The 20,096-nt window shown below is 48.2% G+C and carries 16 protein-coding genes; 2 read left to right on the top strand and 14 right to left on the bottom strand.

Annotated features, from left to right (window positions below; all coding sequences use genetic code 11):
* Positions 1-216: 216 nt before the first annotated feature.
* The 12 genes from HMPREF0670_RS05460 to HMPREF0670_RS05410 all read right to left on the bottom strand — a co-directional run bounded on the left by HMPREF0670_RS05460 (position 217) and on the right by HMPREF0670_RS05410 (position 14,159).
* Entirely contained in the window at positions 217-1,677 is a 1,461-nt protein-coding gene (locus tag HMPREF0670_RS05460) for a sodium:solute symporter (protein ID WP_044077741.1), read from the bottom strand.
* 261 nt (positions 1,678-1,938) lie between these two features.
* Entirely contained in the window at positions 1,939-2,592 is a 654-nt protein-coding gene (gene rpe, locus HMPREF0670_RS05455) for a ribulose-phosphate 3-epimerase (protein WP_009230163.1), read from the bottom strand.
* A gap of 7 nt (positions 2,593-2,599) precedes the next feature.
* Entirely contained in the window at positions 2,600-2,740 is a 141-nt protein-coding gene (locus HMPREF0670_RS16240; RefSeq protein WP_154650701.1) for a hypothetical protein, read from the bottom strand.
* A 270-nt stretch (positions 2,741-3,010) separates the two neighbouring features.
* Positions 3,011-3,781, bottom strand: a complete 771-nt coding sequence (locus tag HMPREF0670_RS05450; protein ID WP_009230161.1) for a metal ABC transporter ATP-binding protein — start codon at positions 3,779-3,781, stop codon at positions 3,011-3,013.
* The gene (locus HMPREF0670_RS05445) at positions 3,778-4,617 is read right to left on the bottom strand and encodes a metal ABC transporter solute-binding protein, Zn/Mn family (RefSeq protein ID WP_009230160.1); all 840 of its coding nucleotides are present in this window, start codon (positions 4,615-4,617) and stop codon (positions 3,778-3,780) included. The genes HMPREF0670_RS05450 and HMPREF0670_RS05445 overlap by 4 nt, the downstream gene beginning before the upstream one ends.
* A complete protein-coding gene (locus HMPREF0670_RS05440) occupies positions 4,618-5,070 on the bottom strand; it encodes a YqaA family protein (RefSeq protein ID WP_009230159.1) in 453 nt (150 codons plus the stop codon).
* A complete protein-coding gene (locus HMPREF0670_RS05435; protein ID WP_009230158.1) occupies positions 5,055-5,987 on the bottom strand; it encodes a hypothetical protein in 933 nt (310 codons plus the stop codon). Before HMPREF0670_RS05435 ends, HMPREF0670_RS05440 begins: the two co-directional genes overlap by 16 nt.
* Before the next feature lie 121 nt (positions 5,988-6,108).
* Entirely contained in the window at positions 6,109-7,377 is a 1,269-nt protein-coding gene (gene purD, locus HMPREF0670_RS05430; protein WP_009230157.1) for a phosphoribosylamine--glycine ligase, read from the bottom strand.
* 5 nt (positions 7,378-7,382) lie between these two features.
* Positions 7,383-9,569, bottom strand: coding sequence for a S9 family peptidase (locus tag HMPREF0670_RS05425; protein ID WP_009230156.1), 2,187 nt, complete (start codon positions 9,567-9,569; stop codon positions 7,383-7,385).
* On the bottom strand, positions 9,559-11,076 hold the full coding sequence (locus HMPREF0670_RS05420) for a class I SAM-dependent RNA methyltransferase (RefSeq protein WP_044077740.1): 1,518 nt from the start codon (positions 11,074-11,076) through the stop codon (positions 9,559-9,561). Before HMPREF0670_RS05420 ends, HMPREF0670_RS05425 begins: the two co-directional genes overlap by 11 nt.
* A gap of 15 nt (positions 11,077-11,091) precedes the next feature.
* Complete coding sequence (locus HMPREF0670_RS05415) at positions 11,092-11,991, bottom strand: serine O-acetyltransferase (RefSeq protein ID WP_009230154.1); 900 nt, start codon at positions 11,989-11,991, stop codon at positions 11,092-11,094.
* A 284-nt stretch (positions 11,992-12,275) separates the two neighbouring features.
* Entirely contained in the window at positions 12,276-14,159 is a 1,884-nt protein-coding gene (locus HMPREF0670_RS05410; RefSeq protein WP_044077886.1) for a beta-galactosidase, read from the bottom strand.
* A 386-nt stretch (positions 14,160-14,545) separates the two neighbouring features.
* Between HMPREF0670_RS05410 and HMPREF0670_RS05405 the strand changes: the two genes are divergently transcribed.
* Complete coding sequence (locus HMPREF0670_RS05405; protein WP_044077739.1) at positions 14,546-15,277, top strand: DUF5036 family protein; 732 nt, start codon at positions 14,546-14,548, stop codon at positions 15,275-15,277.
* A gap of 1,613 nt (positions 15,278-16,890) precedes the next feature.
* Here HMPREF0670_RS05405 and HMPREF0670_RS05400 read toward each other — a convergent pair.
* The gene (locus HMPREF0670_RS05400) at positions 16,891-17,259 is read right to left on the bottom strand and encodes a winged helix-turn-helix transcriptional regulator (protein WP_009230151.1); all 369 of its coding nucleotides are present in this window, start codon (positions 17,257-17,259) and stop codon (positions 16,891-16,893) included.
* A 243-nt stretch (positions 17,260-17,502) separates the two neighbouring features.
* On the opposite strand from HMPREF0670_RS05400, the gene HMPREF0670_RS05395 reads away from it, so the two are divergent.
* The gene (locus HMPREF0670_RS05395; protein WP_009230150.1) at positions 17,503-17,955 is read left to right on the top strand and encodes a cupin domain-containing protein; all 453 of its coding nucleotides are present in this window, start codon (positions 17,503-17,505) and stop codon (positions 17,953-17,955) included.
* Positions 17,956-18,619: 664 nt separating this feature from the next.
* Here the strand turns inward: HMPREF0670_RS05395 and HMPREF0670_RS05385 are convergent.
* Positions 18,620-20,089, bottom strand: a complete 1,470-nt coding sequence (locus tag HMPREF0670_RS05385; protein ID WP_009230149.1) for an NADH-quinone oxidoreductase subunit N — start codon at positions 20,087-20,089, stop codon at positions 18,620-18,622.
* Positions 20,090-20,096 lie beyond the last annotated feature (7 nt).

The following is a 20,096-nucleotide window of genomic DNA, read 5'->3' as shown; positions in this document are numbered from 1 at the left end:
GAATGGCCTTGTAAGGGTAGGATATGCGGAAACTATTCGCAGCGACCTGCCTAAACAAATGGTGCGACGCGACGCGCCACGAGCCTCTTCGCAAGCCGGCTTGTCTGTGGGGCAGTGCGTTGGCCTCGTTCCCACACGATTGTGGAAAGCGGGGGCGCGCTTGCCTATTTTCGTCCTCTGTCGTTTAATGCTTTGACGCCTATTGGCGTTAAAGGTTTAAAGGGGTGTTGAAAATATGCTGTTTTTTTGTCGGTTTGGCACCTCGTTGTTGCCTGTGAGCCATAAACCGATGAAAGTTAGTGCGCCGTTGAGCATCAAAAGTTCGTAGCCAAAGCGGTAGGTGGAGAACTGCTGCGTGAGGGTTTCGACGACGAAACAGAGTAGAGGAGCGGCCAAACATACGGGCAACACCCACTTGCCGCCAACGTTGCGCCGAGTGAATAGCGCGTAGGCGAACAGTCCGAGCAATGGGCCGTAGGTGTACGAGCAGAGAATGTATATGGCATCGAGCATCGAGGTGGAGTTTACAGCGCGGAAAAAGAGGATGAAGAGTGCAAATACGGCCGCCATGCCTAGGTGGGCGCGCTTGCGCAGACGCTCGTCGTTGGGTTTGCCGCAGATGTCAATGCAAAACGAGGTGGTTAGGGCGGTGAGTGCAGAGTCGGCACTGCTGAAAGATGCGGCCACAATGCCGATGGTGAATAACACAACCACCAGTGTGCCCAACGAACCGCTGGCAGCGAAGAGGGGTAACAGCTCGTCGCCCATGTCGGGTAGCGGCACACCTCGCTGAACGGCCAACATGGAGAGCAATACGCCAAGGGCAAGGAACAGCAAATTGGCCGGTACGAAGGCGAAACCATAGGTGCACATGTCTTTTTGGGCCTCGCGGAGGGTTTTGCATGTTAGGTTTTTCTGCATCATGTCTTGGTCGAGTCCGGTCATCACCACTACGATGAAGGCACCACTGATAAACTGTTTCCAGAAGTTTTGTTTTGAAACCCAATCGTCTAGCACGAACATCCTACTTCTTTCGTCGGCAGCAACGGCCTGTATGGCCTCTGTTGGCGACATGCCTAGTGCGCCAATAACTTGCCAAATAATGAGGATGAGGGCAGTAAACATGCAAAAGGTTTGGAAGGTGTCTGTCCAAACAAGGGTGTTGATGCCGCCTTTGCGCGTGTAAAGCCATATCAAGGCCACCATCGTAAGCACGGTTAAGGCAAAGGGAATGCCTAAGGCATCGAGCACAAAGCGTTGCAATAGCATGCAAACTACATAGAAACGCACGGCCGCACCAGAAATTTTAGACAGGATGAAAAAGCCCGCGCCCGTGCGATAGGCCGACAAACCGAGCCTTTTGTCTAAGTAGGTGTAGATGGTGGTGAGGTTTAACTTGTAGTAAACGGGGAGGAGTAGGAAGGCTACGGCAAAATATCCCACGATGAAACCTAAGCAAGTTTGCATGTAGGTCATGCCAATGACATTGACCATGCCTGGAACGGAAACGAAAGTAACGCCCGAAATGGATGCGCCAACCATGCCAAAGGCCACCATATACCAAGGCGAACGTTTGTTGGCACGAAAAAAAGTGGCGTTGTCGGCACGCCGAGAGGTAAGCCTGCTAAATATAAGGAGCAAGCCAAAATATGCGAGTATGGTTAAGATGATGAGCATAACGCGTGCAAAGTTACGATAATTGCATGGAAAAGCCTTATGCGCAGAGCCATTTGTTTGTTGCAGAAAGGTGTTTGCTGACTATGCCGATGCCGTGGAGTGGGGCTTAAAATGCAAAGAGGGATGCACCGCTTGGGCATCCCTCTGATATTGTGTTGTGCCTGTATGGGGCATAATGGGCACATGCCTACCACATTATGGGCTTGCCATGTGCGCACTGATAACGCCGCTTGGTGATGGAAAAGTTGCCCCGAAACAGGCTTACAGGCTTTTCAGCTGGTGAATGGTTTCTTTGGGGTTGGCCGACTTAAACACGTAGTTGCCTGCCACAAGCACGTCTGCACCGGCCTCAATAAGCAAGGGAGCCGTTTGCGCTTGCACGCCGCCATCTACCTCGATAAGGGCTTTGCTGCCTGTGCTGTCGATAAGTTGGCGTAGGCGTTTTACCTTGTTAAGGGTGTTTTCGATGAACTTCTGACCGCCGAAACCAGGGTTTACGCTCATCAGTAAAACCAGGTCGACGTCGTTGATGATGTCTTCTAGCACGTTTACGGGTGTAGACGGGTTGAGTGCCACGCCTGCTTTCATGCCCGTTTCGTGTATTTTGGCAACAGTTCGGTGCAGGTGCACGCATGCCTCTTGGTGCACGCACATGAGCATTGCGCCAGCCTTTGCCGTCTGTTCGATGTAGTTTTCGGGGTGCACAATCATGAAATGCACGTCCATAGGCTTTTTACAAGCCTTGCCAACGGCATCTAGAACAGGGAAACCGAACGATATGTTGGGTACAAATGTGCCGTCCATCACGTCCATGTGCAACCAGTCGGCTTCGCTTTCGTTAATCATTTGCACCTCGGCGTTAAGGTTTAAGAAGTCGGCCGAGAGCAAGGAGGGGGCTATCAGTGGCTTTTTCATCATGCGTTTAGTTTAGGCAAATGGTGTAACGTTGGCCATTTACCTGTATGGATTTATAACAATGGGCTATCTGCCTGATCATGTTAAGGGTTTTTTCTGAGGGTTTAAGCTCTTCGGGTGTAAAATACTTCATAGGCGATATTACCATATTATTAATAGTTTATATAGAAGTAACGCCTTGTGTTGCATTTTATTGTATGGGGTGTGGATAAATATTTAGTGGGGAGTTGACGAGTTGACAAGTTCGGGAGTTGACAAGCTTGGGAGTTAACAAGTTGGGGGGAGACAAGAAGATAAGCTAACAAGCTTATGCGTTGGCACGGCAGTTATCTATCTCTGAATTGAACTGTGGCTTGTCGAAAAACGTTCGCCTCTTCCTTTGTTTTGGCAACATACCTTGATTTGTTTCTGCCGCCTGCTAGTCTTCGTGTGCTTTCAGCACGCGGTGGGGCATGCGGCCATGCCCTAGCAGCTCGATGGGGCAACCGAAATGTTCGCTCAACTCGTCGCTCGAAATCTCTGGTGTGTCGTGATAGTGCAGCGTTCGGTTGACACAAGCAACGGCTTTCACGTTTTGGAGGATGGTTCCAACGTCGTGGCTTACGATGATGATGGCGCAGTCGTGGTTGATGACGTCGAGCATTTGGTACATTTGCTCCTGAAAACGCTTGTCTATATAGGTGTTCGGTTCGTCTAACACCACCACTTCGGGGCGCGAAACGATGGCGCGTGCCAGCAACACACGTTGCAATTGTCCGCCGCTGAGCGACCCAATGGGGCGTTTGGCGAAGTCTTCCATACCCAACTTTTCGAGCGTTTGTGCCACCTGTTGTTTGTGATTGGCATCGAAAGGGGCGAAAAGTTTCTTTTGTCTACTAAGTCCCGACAGCACCACTTCTTCAACGGCGATGGGGAATTGGCGGTCGATGTCGTTGTATTGAGGCAAGTAACCGATGGTGAGTTCGGGCACTTGAACCCCATTTCGGAAGTAAGAAACCTTGCCGGAGAAGGGTTTCATCATGCCGAGAATAACGCGCATGAGGGTGGTTTTGCCGCCACCGTTAGGCCCGATGACGCCAAGGAAGTCGTGATCGAACACTTCCAGCGACACATCTTGCAGGGCTACTTTCTCTTCATAGCCTGCAAACACGTGTTCAATTTTGATGATGGGTTGTTTCGGTGCGGTCATTTCAGCGATTTGGCTACCTTTATCATTTCTTTTTCCCAGTTGTAAGCCAGTGGGTTAAACTCAATTACTTCGGCTCCCACTGCGTTTGCGATGGTTTCCGAGTTGCGGTTGGCAAATTCTTTTTGCATGAAAAGCACACGCACCTGACTGGCTTTCGCGCTGTTGATAATGTCTTTTATCTGCGCGGCAGAGGGTTCGCGCCCCTCGTCTTCAATGTAAATTTGGTGCAAGTCGAACTCGCTGGCGTAGTAAGTGAGTATGGGGTGGTAGATAAGGAAGGTGGTGCTCTTCTCTCTGGTGAGGTTCTCTCGAATTTGATTGCTGGTCTCTTCAATCTTTGCGAGCAGCGTTTCGAGGTTCGCCTTGTAGTAAAGGCTGTCTTCCTTGTCTATTTGCAGCAACGCCTTATAGATGTTTTGGGCGATGATGGCCGCGTTTTTGCAGCTCATCCACGTGTGTGGGTCGGGTACGCCGTCGGTACTTTCGATGGGTTCGATGCCTTCGGACGAGTCGATGATGATGGTATGCGGGGCGTTTGCTTTCAGTCTTTTCATCCAAGTCTGCTCAAATCCGATGCTACCCACCTTTACATAGAGGTCGCTATGCGATAGTTCTACCATCTGTTGCGCGGTAGGCTCGTAGGTTTCTGGGTTTCCGCCGATGGGTACCATCGTCTTAACGTCGAACCTATTGCCTGCAATAGCCTCGACAAAATATCTCAACGGCTCGATGGTTACCATCACAGTGCGCTTGCTTCCGCCTTTAACCATGGTGCAAGAGGCGAGCAACAGAACTGCGAAAGCGAAGAAAAGGGAAATTTTCTTGTACATAAGCATTTAAAGTAAGAAGCTTGCGCCAAACACAAGTAAGGCAAAGCGAATGAATTTTCCTATTGTCATGCTAGTCACGGTGATGGCTACGTTTGCGCGCATAAGGCCTAACACCACGGTTATGGCACTGCCAAGGATGGGCAGAAAGGCGAAAAAGCCCATCCATGCACCCCTTCCTGCCATGAAGTTTTCGGCTCGTTGGAGTTTCTCTTTCTTCACGTGCAGGTACTTTTCAATCCAGTCTGTACGCCCCATTCGGCCCACGCCATAGTTTATCATGCCGCCAATGACGTTGCCTGCGGTGCCATATAATATGAGCGGCCACGCATCTAAGCCAGCAGCTTGCAGGCCAACCATAACGGCCTCGCTACTGAATGGGATAACACTGCCAGCCAAGACGGCAGAAAGAAACATGCCCCAATATCCGTAATTGATGAGTAGGGCTATAAGGGAATCCATAAGTTGCAGACGGTGAGTAAGATTGAGGCAAGCCATAACACGCAAAATACGATGTTGGTGGCTGCCGTTCGGGTGAGTGTAATAAAGTGTCCGATGAGTGCTGCCGTGTTAATGATGAGTATGGGCAGCAGGTTGTCGGCGTGTTGGGGTTGCAACACGATGCAGGCAATGGTGAAGAGGTCTACCACTATCACCATTTCGTAAATCATGCGGTTGCGTATCTTGTCGTTTCTGCTACTTCGCAAGTAGTGCACAATGCCTATCAGCGACACAAGCGCAACGAAAAGGAAGGTGGCGATGCGGTTGTGGTCTATCTCTTGATACTGGAATAGAGGGGCGAAGAGGGCCAAGTCGGTGAAGTGTTGCACGAAAACTTCGGGCTGACCGGTGTAAACCAAGTAAGCACCAACGAACCAATAGGGGGCGATTAGTCCCAGAACGGATGCCCAGAAGTTGCGCCAACTCATGGACAACACGTTGGTGGCGTGCAAAATCCATAGCAATGGCACGAAGAAGAGAATTTGAACGAACACGGTTGAGGCCACGCCAATGAACAAATAGGCGTAGAAGGTTACGCCCGATGCCGTTCGTTCTTGGTAGGCATTGAACACAATGAGATAGAAAGCTGCGAAACAGGCTTGCACCAAGGCGGCCGACGGCGAGGCAAAAAGATAGTTGGCCGCGCACGCCAGCACAAGGAAGGCGCACGAAATCATGCGGCTATAAACCCTTAACAGGGCATTGACGTTGTTGAACTCTACCATGAGGTAGGTGGAAACGGCCAAGCATGCGAACTCGAACCAGAGGTTTTTGCCCACTAGTCCGCTTGCCAAGAACACCAACACGGCGTAAACGGCCGTGAAGGAGAGTGTCATCCTGCTTTCCGCAATCTTGTTTTGTAATCTCTTTACTACCATATCTATATGTTACTGGCGGTTGTTGGCCGCCGGTTGCCTATCGTTCGTTGCGCCACATGGCGGTGTTCGAACCCCTGATAGGGCTTTTGCTGTACGTTTCTCGCTAGGGGCGAGGTGGTTGTTACAGGTCTTGACCGATGTCTTTTCTGAAATATTTGTCGGTGAAACGGATGGCATTTGCCGACTCGAAGCTTTTTTGTAGTGCCTCGGCCTTGTCTTTTCCATACGAGCTAACCGCCAAAACGCGCCCGCCGTTGGTAACAAGCAGGCCGTCTTTAATGGCTGTTCCGCTGTGGAACACGATGCTTTCTGCCACGTTTTCGATGCCCTCGATGGGATAACCCTTGGCATATTCTTGGGGATAACCACCGCTAACGAGCATCACACAGACGGCAGCACGCTCGTCGAAAGCTACATTTCGGCTAGCGATGTTGCCCTGCGCCACGCCCTCGAAGAGGTCAACGATGTCGGTTTTGAGCCTAAGCATCACGCTTTCCGTTTCGGGGTCGCCCATTCGGCAGTTGTATTCGATAACCATTGGGTTGCCTTCCACGTTGATAAGTCCGAAGAAAATGAAACCCTTATAGTCTATTCCCTCTTCGGCCAATCCGTTTATCGTGGGGCGAATGATGCGCTCTTCCACTTTCTTCATCCACTCTGGGGTGGCGAAAGGCACAGGACTAACGCTGCCCATGCCGCCCGTGTTGAGGCCTGTGTCGTGTTCGCCAATGCGCTTATAGTCCTTAGCCTCGGGCAAGATTTGATAGTCTTTGCCGTCGGTAAGCACGAAAACAGAGCATTCTATGCCGCTGAGAAACTCTTCGACAACTACGGATGCCGAGGCGTTTCCAAACATACCGTCGAGCATGTGGCGCAATTCGGACTTCGCCTCTTGCAGTGTTGGCAAGATAAGTACGCCCTTACCGGCGCACAATCCGTCGGCTTTCAGCACGTAGGGGGCTTTTAGTTCTTCGAGAAAAGCCAATCCTTCGTCGATGTTTTGTGCGGTAATGGTTTTGTAACGCGCTGTGGGTATGGCGTGTCTGGCCATGAAAGCCTTGGCGAAGTCTTTGCTGCCTTCGAGTGTTGCGCCTTGTCGCGATGGGCCGATGACGGGAATATGAGTCGTGCGAGCATCGTTCTTGAAGTCGTCGTAGATGCCGTTCACCAGTGGGTCTTCTGGTCCTACCACCACCATCTGCACGTCGTTGTCGAGCGCGAAACGCTTTAAGGCATCGAAATCGTTGGCGTTGATGTCCACGTTTTGGCCCACTGTGGCTGTTCCTGCATTGCCGGGGGCGATGAAAAGCTTGCTAACTTTGCTGCTTTGTGCTATCTTCCAGGCAAGCGCGTGTTCTCTTCCGCCACTTCCCAACAGTAAAATGTTCATCCGTTTTATTTTAGATAATCGTCAAAATATTGTGAAATACGTTCGTGCAAGTGGGTGCTTTGGTGTCCGCGCATGTTGTGTGGCTCGCCCGGATACACAAAGAAGTCGGGCTGTGTGCCCACTTTGATGCACTCTTGCAAGAAGTTCAGGCAGTGTTGCGGCACCACAACGGGGTCGTTCATGCCTGTTATTATTTGCAGTTTTCCTTTTAAGTTCTTAGCCTTTGGCAGCAAACTGCTCTCGGCATAGCCCTTGGGATTGTTCTGTGGCGTACCCATATAGCGTTCGCCATACATCACTTCGTACCACTTCCAATCGATAACAGGACCGCCAGCAACGCCTACTTTGAACACTTCGGGGTGGGTGGTGATGAGGTTGGTGGTCATAAATCCGCCGAAACTCCATCCATGTACGCCCATGCGGTCCTTGTCTACGTAGGGTAAGGAGGTGAGATATTCCACACCTTTCATTTGGTCTTTCACCTCTTCTACGCCAAGATGATGGAACGTGGCCTGCTCGAATGCGAGACCTCGTGCACTACTTCCGCGGTTGTCGAGAATGAAAAGCAGGTAGCCTTTCTGTGCCATATAGGTTTCCCAACCACGCGACCAAAAGTGCCAACGTGCCTCAACGTTGCGTACTCCTGGCCCTCCGTACACGTAAATGATGGTGGGGTATTTCTTGTTCGGGTCGAAATTGGTGGGTTTCACCATGCGATAATACAAGTCGGTGGTGCCGTCGGCTGCTTTGATTGTGCCACACGAGTATTCGGGAACGGTGTAACCCTTCCAAGGATTGTCGGCAGTGAAGTAGCGAGTTGCCTTTGCCGAGGCCACGTTCACGATGTCGATGTTGCGTGGAACGGTGGGTTCGGTGTAGCTGTCGAGTATCCATTGCCCCGAAGGACTTAGTGCTATCTTGTGCGAACCGCCTTCGCCAGTGGTGTTGGCATGGCATCCCTTGCCGTTATCCAGCAGTCGGCGTGCGCCCGTTTGTAGGTTAACGGCGTAGAGATTGTTCTGAATAGGACTGGCCTCGGTAGAAAGTATGATGGCCTCTTTGGTCTTCGCGTTAAATCCCATCAGGTCAACCACAATCCATTTGCCCGTTGTAAGTTGCTTAATTTGCTTTCCGCTAGTGTCGAACAGGTACAAATGGTTGTATCCGTCTTTCTCGCTTTGCAGTATAAAGCGGCTGTTGTCCCAGGGCAGAAACGTGATGGCGTGCATGGGATGCACGTACTTGTCGCTCGATTCGGTGTAGAGCGTGGCCGTTTTGTTTCCCGTTGTAGCGTCGTAAGCATCTAGCGAGTAGTGGTTTTGTGCTCTATTCAGTTCGATAAGGTATATCAGCTTGCCGTCGGGCGACCAAGCGATATTGGTAAAATACCTGTCTGTGGGGTCGCCTGTGTTGAGATACACAGTCTTATCCGTCTTCAAGTCGTATATTCCCACGGTTACGAGGTGCGACTTCTCGCCAGCCATAGGATAACGAATGGGTGTTTCGGTGGCAATACGTGTGTCGATGTCTACCAAAGGATAGTCGGCCACCATCGATTGGTCCATTCTGTAAAACGCCAGCTTTTGTCCGTCGTTGCTCCAAAACGTTCCTTTATATATGCCGAACTCGTCGCGGTGCACGCTTTGTCCGTAAACGATGTCGCGACTACCGTCTTTCGTCAGTTGTTTATGTGTTCCTTGGGCGTTACATACGTAGAGATTGTCGCCTTTAACAAAGGCAACGGCGCGCGATTGGGCGTTCCAATCGGCAGAACTCTCATCTTTCGTATCTTGTTTCCATACCAGCTGTTTGGTTTTCCAGTTCACCAGCATGCGCGTTTTGCTTGCGTTGAGCAGCACGAGCGGCTGATTGGGGTAGGGGAAAGTGGCGTGATAGAACGAACGCACCTTGATGTTGCCAGCCGATTCAACCCATTGGTTCACGTCGTCTAGGCTGAACAGGCGGGTTTCTTTGCCCGTGTTCTTGTCTATCAGTGCGCAAAACTCCGCATCGGTACGCACCAGTTGGTCGCCCCACCATGCGGTGTAGCGGTTTTGGGGCACCATGTTATGGAAGTTGTTACCACCATAATTAAGGTCTTCCAGTGTGAATAGTTTCTGTGCCGACATACTTTGCGGTGCGAAAATCATTGTTGAGAGCATCGCTCCCACGATAAGTTGTTTAATCGTCATGGTCTATAAAGTTAGCAGAATTACGTCCAAAGTTCTTTCCTCCGCGCTTGTCTGTGCGCTCAAAGCTCTTTCCCTTGCGGTTAAAGTCTTTGCCTTTGCCTGCGAAGGGCTTGCCGCCGCGCTCGAACGAACGGCCACCACGCTTGTCATCGCGGTCGGCATACGATGTCGTTCGTCTGCGTTTGCGTTCTTCGTTGCGCTCCTCGGTGTGCGCGAAGTGGTTTTTAAAGGTGTACGAACGTATGTCGTCGGTGTCTTGCGAACCGTCGTCGTCCAGCCTTTTCTTAAATTCGCGGTTCTTCTTAAACCTGTTTTTCTCGGCCATTTGGCGCTTTTCTTCGTCGGTTTTCACCACGCCACCCTCTTGGCGGAAGTCTTTTAACGACCCGTCGAATATGGCATACTTGCGAAATTCGCACTCCAACGACCCGTTGTATACGGGAATTTTGATGGATGGTTTCAGTCCAATCTGGTCGAAACACTCCTCGCGATAGCTCAACACCCACGCATCGTTGCCCATGAATTGGTGTTTAAGCCTCTCTCCAATCATCTTATATGTCCCAAGAAGGTTGGGTGTAGAGATGCGTTCGCCGTAAGGCGGATTGGTAACGAGTATGCTTTTGTTCTCTGGTTTCTTGAAATCCTTGAAGTCGGCTTGCTCAATGGTGATGTCTTTGGTAAGTCCCGATGCGCGAACGTTTAGTCGTGCCGTGTTCACAGCCTTCATATCTACGTCGTAACCATAGATGTGGTGGTTAAATTCGCGTTCGTTGCTGTCGTCGTTATAGATGTTGTCGAACAGCTCTTGGTCGAAGTCGGGCCACTTTTCGAAAGCGTAGCTCTTGCGGAAAACGCCTGGCGAGATGTTGCGAGCGATAAGTGCGGCCTCTACCACGAGCGTTCCCGACCCGCACATGGGGTCGATAAAGTCGGTTTCGCCTTGCCAGCCCGTCATCAATATCATACCGGCGGCCAACACTTCGTTAAGCGGAGCCTCCACCGACTCTTGCCTGTAACCGCGGCGATGCAGACTTTCGCCACTCGAATCGAGCGATAGCGTACAGTCGTACTCGGCAATGTGGATGTTCAAACGTATGTCTGGGTTGCTCACCGATATGTTGGGGCGTTTGCCCGTGCGTTGGCGAAACTGGTCCACGATGGCGTCTTTCACCTTATAGGTAACGAAACGCGAGTTGCGGAACTCTTCCGAGTACACCACAGAGTCGACCGAGAAAGTCTTTCCTTCCTCGATATGCTTGCTCCAATCAATCTTTTGTATCTCCTCGTACACGTCGTCGGCCGACCTTGCCTTGAATTTGGCAATGGGTTTTAAAATCCTTATGGCCGTGTGCAGTTGGAAATTGGCGCGATACATCATTTCTTTGTCGCCCGTAAACGACACCATACGCCTGCCAATTTGTACGTTGTTTGCCCCCATTTGGGTAAGCTCCTTGGCCAAAACGGGTTCCAGGCCCATGAAAGTTTTGGCTATGAGTTCGAATTCCATTGTATATAGTTGTTGTTATTTCGTTTTCTTAAATATGTGCGTGTTAGGTTCCACGTCTTCTGTTACCCACACATTGGCGCCCACCACGCTGCCTTTGCCGATGGTTACACGGCCTAGGATGGTGGCATTAGAGTAAACCACCACATCGTCTTCCAATATCGGGTGTCGGGCTATGCCCTTGATGGGGTTGCCGTCTTCGTCTTTTGGAAAACTTCGTGCGCCTAGCGTAACGCCTTGATACAGCTTAACGTTGTTGCCGATGATGCAGGTAGCCCCGATAACAACGCCCGTACCGTGGTCGATGGCAAAGTGTTGGCCAATCTGTGCAGCGGGGTGTATGTCTATTCCCGTTTCCGAATGCGCCATTTCGGTTAGCATTCGCGGTATCAGTGGCACGCCCATAAGCAGCAATTCGTGCGCAATGCGATAGTTAACCAATGCCTTGATGGATGGATAGCACGATATAATCTCGCCGAAACTGCCTGCTGCTGGGTCGCCGTTGTATATCGCAGCCACGTCGGCAGCCAGCATTTGGCGCACGGCAGGCAGCCTTTTAATCAGGTTCATGGCCATATCTTCGGCTGTGCAGCGCATGTCGGTGGCGGTGTCGCTTGCATCGCAGCCGTCGCAGCTGGCAAAGCAGAGGCCTGCCTGTATCTGGTCGGTAAGAAGTTGGTTGAGTTTTTCTACATTAACACCAACATGAAACTTGATGGTGCGCGAGTTAACGGTAGACTTGCCGTAATATCCAGGGAAGATAATGGCACGCAGCAAGTCCACAATCTTTTTGAGAACCTCTCCCGAAGGGATAGGGTTTCCATCCTTGTGTTGGTGAAAAATGCCTTTCAATGCCTTGGCATCAGAAAGCTCTTCCGCGATATGGGTAAGTGTGCGCGTTAAGTCGGCAGTGGTCATCAATGTTGTTATGTCAATGTAGATGTATGTGTGGCGTTTACGCTAGTGCCTGCAAGACATGCTTGTGTGGCCTTTGCGAACACAGCCTATTTAGTGCAAAAGTAGCAATAATTTATCATTTGTCAACAGATTAAGGCCGAAATTTATATTAAAATGTGCAACTACTTGACCGCTGATAAGGAAATGCGTGAGTACGAACCCGTCGAACTCACGCATTTTCGTTATTATAGTGGTAAAAGATACGTACGATGCGCCCTGTTAAAATAGCTTTTGGGGCGTGCCGTTTACTTCACCAACTTTTGTAATATGGGTGTGGTTTGTCCGGCAACGCTTGTCTGAGGCGTGTCGTTTTGCTGTTCGAACACCACAATCTTGTTTTCTCCCTTCTTTAAGAAACAACCGGGAAGGTAGAGCGTTTGTTGCGGTCCGCGTTTCCAATAGCGGCCAAGATTAATGCCGTTAACAAATACGATGCCCTTACCCCATGTCTCCATGTTGAGGAACGTATCGCCCGTGGTGTCTAGGTTGAACGTTCCCGAATAGAGTGTAGGCAGCCCCTTGTTGTTGGCCGTAGGCAAGGCGTTAACGTCGGGAACCTCGTTCATGGGCAGTTTGTACATCTGCCAGTTGCCCGTTATCTCGTTTCCGTCGATAACCACAGGGCCATTAATACCCTTGATGCTTTGGGTGATACGTGCACCGTAGTTTATTCGGCCCATGTTTTCAACCAAGATGTCGAGCACGCCGTTGAATGGAACGTTTATCTCGATGCTGTCTACATCGCTAACGCGGTCTAGTTCGCCCACCTTCTGGCCGTTTACGTAAACCAAAGCGTAGTCGGCCAAGCCGGCAACTTTCAGCATTCCGCCGATGGGTTGGTTAAAGTGTCTTCTATATAGCACGTAGCCATGCCCTTGGTTCAGGTCTTCAAAGGTAAGTGGCTTATCGCTTTCAACGGCTTTACCCTTGGTAAGCAGGTTCAACACGTCGGCACTCTTGTTCAGCTTGATGTTGGGAATGGCTATAACGGGAATGCGTTGGGGCACGGCAGGCACGTTATACTTAACGTTCTTTATCATCAATGCGCGCAGGGCATCATATTTAGGCGTGTTCCAACCAGCCTCGCTGATGGGTGCATCGTAGTCGTACGAGGTGAGGTCGGGCTGCAAGTTGGTGGCGGTGGTGTAGTTGGCACCCGACGTAAAGCCGAAGTTTGTTCCGCCATGCACCATATAATAGTTAAAGCTGATGCCATTTTCAAGATACTTGGCGGTTTGTTTCACTATCGACTCGGTGCTTACTTGTGGAAAAGGCTCTGCCCAATGCGACAGCCATCCGGGGTAGAACTCGGCTACCATGTACGGACCTTTGCCGCCATTATATTCGTTTACCACCTTTTTAAGTTTCTCGATGTCGCTCTCTCCGTTGGCTGTTGGCAGTGCGCCCTCTATCGTACCGCCCTTGAAAAGCCAACTTCCGTCTGACGTGAACAAGGGAACATCGAAACCCGCATCGAGCAATTGCTGCTTAATCTTGGCACTATAAGCACGATGGGTTTCCAAGGGTATGTCTTTGCGTTGTGCTACATACGAACCGAACTCGTTTTCGGCCTGCACCATAATGATTGGTCCGCCCTTGGTTATCTGTAAGTCGCGCATCTGCGAGGCCAATTGGTTGATGTAAACACGGCACGAATCGAGGAATGGCTGATTGTCGGCGCGTATCACCAAGCCCTTAGCCTTAGACAACCACCAAGGGTAGCCGCCAAACTCCCATTCTGCACAGCAATAGGGACCAGGCCTTAGAATAACCAGCATGCCTTCTTCGGCTGCCGTCTTAACAAACTGTCGCAGGTTGCGGTTTCCCGTTTTCCAATCCCACTTGCCAGGTTCTGTTTCGTGATAGTTCCAAAACACGTATGTGGCAACAGCGTTCAGGCCCATTGCCTTCATCATTTTCATTCGGTGACGCCAATAAGGGGCAGGCACGCGGGCATAGTGCATCTCGCCCGAATGCAATTGCATGGGCTTACCGTTGTAAACGAATTGGCCATCGGCGATGGCGAAAGTGTTACGCGTAGTTTTTGTTTGCTTGTTTTGTTTGGCCTCGGCATTTGTTGCAGCAAGCAACATCAAGGCTGCCACGGCCAAGAATTTAAGATGTTTCATCTGTCTATTCCAGTTAGAAAAAATATCGGGTTTGGGTTTTAGTTCATTGTCTTCTTGCGGCATCGCGTGGCTCGTTATACGGGCATTGGCGATAATTGGTACAAAAATAACAAAAGATTGGTAGATGAGAACCAACAACATGCTGATTTAGATAATTTTAACGAGTGGCAAGGTGTTGCGTAACTAAACAAATGATGGGCATGATGTGTTGTTTACTCGATGTAGTTATTTGAGAATTAATTATATATAACTCTGTCGTGCCTGTAAGAAATATAATGGAACATTTGTGGAATCTCAAAAAGGAAAAGTATTTCTTTGTTGAAAATCAATTTCTTCGTATCTTTGCAAATATCCAACAATAACTTTATCAACTAAAAACTTATATTATGGATAAATTGCTTAAACTTATGCCGTTAATGCTACTTCTATTTTTAGCAGGATGTAGTAGCAAGAATGACGATGAAGAGTCGGAAGTGTTTAGCACAACCCTCAACATGATGAATGAGGATAATGGTAAAACGTTGTTTGAGAGTACTGGATATTATATTGACAACGCGGGTAATTTTACGTCGGAGTATGGCTATTGGTGTATTGTTGATGCTGGCAATACTTCCTTGTCAAATACGAAGTGGCAAGCCGACTTGGAAAACAGAGTTCGGACGGCTGCGGTACAATATAATCACAGTTACCATTTTTTCAGGAATGCCGATTTAATAGAATTTCCTTCTGGAACATTTGCCGTCCCATTGGAAACAGACTTTTATAAACTAAGAGTGGAAGAGCCTATCAAGGAAAATGGCGTGACCAAAGGAGCTGTTGTTAAGTTTGTGAAGTCTAAAGTATCTTCTAGAACTCTTCCTGCAAAAGGAAGTGTTATTGGAAGTATGGTGAATACTGCTGGTAGCAAAATAGAAATCCCCGTGCCAAAAGGTGCGGAATATTGTGAAGGAGAAAAAATAAAATCTATCGGTAACATTTTCGATATTCAAATAAACGATGGTAAGCTTATAATTAAACCAAATTATTGGAGCGATGGTTCTTCTAGGAGGGAGGAATTTGACTTATATATCAGACAAGGGAGTATATGCACAAAAGTGCTTTTCTATGTTGTCAGTTAATTATAGTTGATGTAGAAAATACTCCGTATCTTTAACTGGTATGAATACTGTCTTGGTGTTCGTACCAGTTTTTTTTGTTAAACCCCAATTGGGCATTAGACTGCTTGTCAATTAATTTTAAGTTGTATGCATCGCTTCCTGTTCGTCTTTCGTTTGCTTGTCGGCATCTTGCCTGTTTTATTCTCTTGACGTAGCTCGCTAAGACTTCAAGAATAAAACAGACCTTATGCTTAACAATCAAACAAAATCAGCATAGGCTCTAATGTTGGATTTGGGTTAAATTTCCCGAAGGTAACACTCTTCTAGAATAAATTAGATAATCTTACTGTAAACTAGGAATGTTTAAGGTATATTAGTTTTCTTGATTTTTTCAATTTAACTTAAAAGTAAATCTCGCCCTCGCCATACATAGCTTAAATTACGAAGTTGTCCTCACTTTTAATGTTTGGCCTGCAGCCGCTCGCACTGGCGGTAGTAAGTGTACGTGCTTTCCATATTGTTGTCCATGCGCTTGTACGTGGCATAATCGTTTTTCTTGTCTAATTTTTAGTAGAGAATTTAACATTCTGAGTGCCCATTTTGTCCACCGATTGTTCACCTTTCCGCAAAAAATCGATTCTCGCGAAGGTTGGATTTGATGCAAAAAGGGGGTAACCCGTGAATACGACAAAATGAATTTTTATTTAAAATGACCGCCATTTGTACCAGCTTTTGGGCTATTTGCTGCTAAAAGCACTGTAATTTGGTGCTAAACGCAGTGCGTTTTGATGCTAAATGCAGTGCAAAATGCTGCTAAATGCGAGGCGAAAAGAATAAAAATACATCGTAATGGTATAAATAATATCTTTTAGAGTTATTGAAAACATGGCCGAAAAGGACAAAATAGCCATTAAAAAGTGGCATTTTAGGGGTTAAAAGCGGGTAATTGGGCATGAAAAATTACGAGTTGGCAGCTAAACTAGAAAGGCTAAATGGTGCAAAATGCAGGTTTTGGTCTTAAAAATAGACAAAACGAGATGCGTGAAAAGCTAGAAATAGTGGCTTTTTACCTGATTTATGACCGATATTTTCGCTAGAATGGAGTGAAAATTAGAGCAACTTTGTAAAATAAAAGATAGAAATTTAAGTTTTTGAGTTAGTGAGTTGGTGAGTTGGTGAGTTGGTGAGTTGGTGAGTTGATGAGTTGATGAGTTGATGAGTTGATGAGTTGATGAGTTGATGCGTTGATGAGTTGATGAGGTGGTGAGGTGGTGAGTTGGTGAGTTGGTGAGTTGGTGAATTGGTGAATTGGTGAGTTGATGTGTTAGGGAGTTGTTGGGTTTTCACGAGTTTATACGCCAGTGAGTTGGTTTGCTCCGCACTTCGTATATGGGAGGAGAGCTTATCTTGTATTGGCATCACAGAGATAACAAACTCCTCTCAATTTATTGGAATATTATAAGTCAAGACGTTTTCAATGAGTGTACAAGTTGATAAGTTGATGGGCTTATCCATTTTTTCACCTTTTCACCTTTTCACCTTTTCACCTTTTCACCTTTTCACCTTTTCCCTTTTTCACCTTTTCCCTTTTTCATCTTTTCACCTTTTCACTCTTTCACCTTTAAACGCTTTCCTTACTTTAAGAGGTAATGTTGGCGCGACTCAATAATTTCGCCCATGTGTTCGGTTGCCCACGCAAGTAGGTTGCTAATGTGTGGAAGTAGGCTCTTTCCTTTTTCTGATAGCGAGTACTCTACGCGTGGCGGAACTTCGGGAAAAGCAACGCGGGTAATAAGTGCATCGCCTTCGAGCATCTTTAAAGTAGCCGTGAGCATTTTCTGTGATATGTCGGGGATGTTGCGTTGCAACTCTTTGAAACGCAGGTTGCCATTTGTTTCTAAGGTGAAAAGCACTAACATCGACCACTTATCTCCCACTCTAGATAGTATATTTCGGACGGGACAATTAGGGAAAAGCGCGTCACGTACTTCTGTTCTGTTCATGTTAATAGGGTTTTTTAGTTGCATTACTGCACAAAAGTAACTATTATCATTTGCAATGCTTGTTCTTATATTGTTAAACAGTGCTAAAACTTAAAGGCGTAACTCGATATATTTCAGCATTACTTACTTATAGGTAACTGGCTCACCTTGTTGTGCCTACTTGTGAATGCCATTGATTGTCAATACCTTTGCATCGTCAGAACAATAACGATTAAACACAAAATTAATTATACAATAAAGATTATGAAGACTGTAAAGACAACAACAGAAGGTAAGAATTTCACAGCAGTGAACATCGGTAAGTTAAGCGAAGTGAAGGATTATGTACTGCCTTTGGGCGACATTGAAATACCTGGAAAGGTGTTTGTGGGCCAGGCATTGCAGGCAACAGGTAGCGAAGTGTCGTTCCAAACGCTGGTTCCTGGCCAGGATAGTGGTTTCCTTCATACGCATAAAACCCACGAAGAACTGTACTTTATCCTTAAAGGCGAGGGCGAGTATCAGGTTGATGGCGAGGTGTTCCCCGTGTCGGAAGGTAGCATTGTACGAGTTGCTCCAGCGGGTAAGCGCGCCTTAAAGAACACCGGAGAGGGCGAGATGCTGATGCTTTGCATACAATACAAGGCCGATAGCTTTGGCGAGAACGATTCTCCTGCTGGGGATGGTGTGATACTTGGCGATAAGCTAACATGGTAATCGACCCGCAATTTCCTACATGTCCAATCCGCAATGTCCTTTCAAGGCTTTGCGGATTAGATGCTTTATGGGTGATACTTGTTCTTGCCGAGCGCGTGTCGGGTTCAATGGAGCAACTTTGTTGGGGTATAGTAGGGATGAAGCATCAACAGGTTGCATCTGCCGTTCGTATTTTGATGGAAGACCATCTTGTTGAGAAGTCAAGCGGTGTATATCGCTTATCGCCATTAGGGCAATCGGTATTGCCTTATGTTAAAGAACTTGTGGGTTGGTGCGAGATGCAAAGTAAGTGTTGACGAAGTGCAGTGCCATTGCGCATTAGGTGTTATGGATGGGCATATATTATCTAGTAATGCCCACGTTTAAGGCATGTTCTAAAAATTCCCCGCAAAGGTTCAATCGTTGTTCCTTGTATTGCTCTTCACTGTCTTTTTGCTTTTATCTGGCATCTTTTGCTTTCTCTTTCAGTCGTATAGTGCACCATGCTCCTTCAAGAAGTAAGCAAAACCTGCTCAGCTAAAAGCTAAAAATACAGCAAAGGCAATTTTTAGAACCTGCCTTAAGACGAAAAAGCCCCGAAAGCATAACGCTTTCGGGGCTTTATTACTTGTGTGCCCTTGGGGGATAGGTGTCTTATCCTCGTGGGCAAGATGGTTCGTGAGGGTTACAGGGCGGCGAAAATCCAGTCGTACACGTAGCTGCAAACACCGAAGAGTGCAACGCCTAGGGTGCAGATGGCTAAGGCCAAGCGCGTGTTGCAGTCGCTTTTGAAGGCTGGCAAGGGGTTTTCGCTCTTGTTGATGTACATCGCCTTAACGATGAGCAAGTAGTAGTAAAGGCTGATAACGGTGTTAATCAACGCGATGAACACGATGGCGTAAGCCCAAGTGCTACCTTGTTCTAAGGCGGCCATAAACACGAAGAACTTGCTAAACATACCTGCAAAGGGCGGAATGCCACCAAGCGAGAAGAGGGCCAACGTCATAAGGAAGGCCAACTTGGGGTTGGTGGAGTAGAGTCCGTTGTAGGCATCCATATCGGTTACGCCGTTGTTGCGCTCTTCGATGGCACTGATGATGGTGAAAACACTCATGTTGGCCACCACATACACCAATATATAATAGGTGAGAGCGGTTACGCCCATACCCGAATCGCCCATCACGGCGAGCATGATATATCCTGCTTGCGAAATCGAGCTGAACGCCATGAAACGTTTAAGTTCGGTTTGGCGTATGGCGAAGAGGTTGGCAATGGTGATACTCAACACAATGACAATGCCGAGAAGATATTGCCATTGTTCTAACAGTACACCGAAAACGTGCATCAGGATAGAGCAAAGCGCAAAGGCTGCGGCACCCTTAGACACCACGGAGAGATAGCCCGTGATGGTTGTTGGTGCACCTTGATAGGTGTCGGCTGTCCAGAAGTGGAAGGGCACAAGCGAAATTTTAAAGCCCAATCCGCTGAAGAAGAACACCATTCCCATAACCGTCATGGGCGTGGCCGATAGGTGTTGAGACACTTCGTTGAAGTAAAGCGAACCTGCATCGGCATAGATGAAGGTGAGGCCATAGAGCATCACGCCGCTAGAAAAGGTTGCGGTGAGGATGAACTTGGCGCCTGCCTCGGCCGAATTGTGGCGATACTTGTCGAACGCCACCAAGCAAGCCATAGGCACGGATGCCATTTCGAGCCCTAAGAAGAAGAGCAAGAAGTGGTCGGCGCTTACCATCATGTTCATTCCAAGTAGTGTTGAAATGATGAGCATATAAAATTCGCCTTCCTTAAAAGTGCTGTCGGGACGCGAAAGCCACGTGCGTGCCTGTATGAAAACGATGAGTGTTCCGAAGGCAAGGATGGTTTTCAACACGCCAATCATGGGCGTGGTGGCATACATTCCGCCAAAGGCCGTGGCTGGTTCGGTGGGACAACAGTTCAGAAGAATATGTATCAGCATGAATGCGCACACCAAAGGATTGAACCAAGGACGTGGCGAAGGTGCCGTCTTATCGTTGGTTATCACGATGGGGGCTTTATGAGCTGTGGCGAAATCTATGATAAAGACAATCACCAACATGGCCATCAAGGTAACCTCGGGCATCATGTGGAAAAACTGACTATAATCTAAATTCATTGTACGA

The organism is Prevotella sp. oral taxon 317 str. F0108, assembly GCF_000162415.1.
Classification (GTDB): Bacteria; Bacteroidota; Bacteroidia; order Bacteroidales; family Bacteroidaceae; genus Prevotella; species Prevotella conceptionensis.
Note: the sequence above shows the minus strand (reverse complement) of the source record. Positions and strands in the feature narration are given on the sequence as shown.

Coding starts and splice junctions, on each gene's coding strand:
- HMPREF0670_RS05460 (WP_044077741.1), bottom strand. CDS start 1,677: ATGCTCATCATCTTAACCATACTCGCATATTTTGGCTTGCTCCTTATA.
- HMPREF0670_RS05385 (WP_009230149.1), bottom strand. CDS start 20,089: ATGAATTTAGATTATAGTCAGTTTTTCCACATGATGCCCGAGGTTACC.
- rpe (WP_009230163.1), bottom strand. CDS start 2,592: ATGAAAAAGCCACTGATAGCCCCCTCCTTGCTCTCGGCCGACTTCTTA.
- HMPREF0670_RS05395 (WP_009230150.1), top strand. CDS start 17,503: ATGAAGACTGTAAAGACAACAACAGAAGGTAAGAATTTCACAGCAGTG.
- HMPREF0670_RS05450 (WP_009230161.1), bottom strand. CDS start 3,781: ATGACCGCACCGAAACAACCCATCATCAAAATTGAACACGTGTTTGCA.
- HMPREF0670_RS16240 (WP_154650701.1), bottom strand. CDS start 2,740: ATGGTAATATCGCCTATGAAGTATTTTACACCCGAAGAGCTTAAACCC.
- HMPREF0670_RS05420 (WP_044077740.1), bottom strand. CDS start 11,076: ATGGAATTCGAACTCATAGCCAAAACTTTCATGGGCCTGGAACCCGTT.
- HMPREF0670_RS05425 (WP_009230156.1), bottom strand. CDS start 9,569: ATGACGATTAAACAACTTATCGTGGGAGCGATGCTCTCAACAATGATT.
- HMPREF0670_RS05445 (WP_009230160.1), bottom strand. CDS start 4,617: ATGCTTATGTACAAGAAAATTTCCCTTTTCTTCGCTTTCGCAGTTCTG.
- HMPREF0670_RS05440 (WP_009230159.1), bottom strand. CDS start 5,070: ATGGATTCCCTTATAGCCCTACTCATCAATTACGGATATTGGGGCATG.
- purD (WP_009230157.1), bottom strand. CDS start 7,377: ATGAACATTTTACTGTTGGGAAGTGGCGGAAGAGAACACGCGCTTGCC.
- HMPREF0670_RS05435 (WP_009230158.1), bottom strand. CDS start 5,987: ATGGTAGTAAAGAGATTACAAAACAAGATTGCGGAAAGCAGGATGACA.
- HMPREF0670_RS05405 (WP_044077739.1), top strand. CDS start 14,546: ATGGATAAATTGCTTAAACTTATGCCGTTAATGCTACTTCTATTTTTA.
- HMPREF0670_RS05415 (WP_009230154.1), bottom strand. CDS start 11,991: ATGACCACTGCCGACTTAACGCGCACACTTACCCATATCGCGGAAGAG.
- HMPREF0670_RS05400 (WP_009230151.1), bottom strand. CDS start 17,259: ATGAACAGAACAGAAGTACGTGACGCGCTTTTCCCTAATTGTCCCGTC.
- HMPREF0670_RS05410 (WP_044077886.1), bottom strand. CDS start 14,159: ATGAAACATCTTAAATTCTTGGCCGTGGCAGCCTTGATGTTGCTTGCT.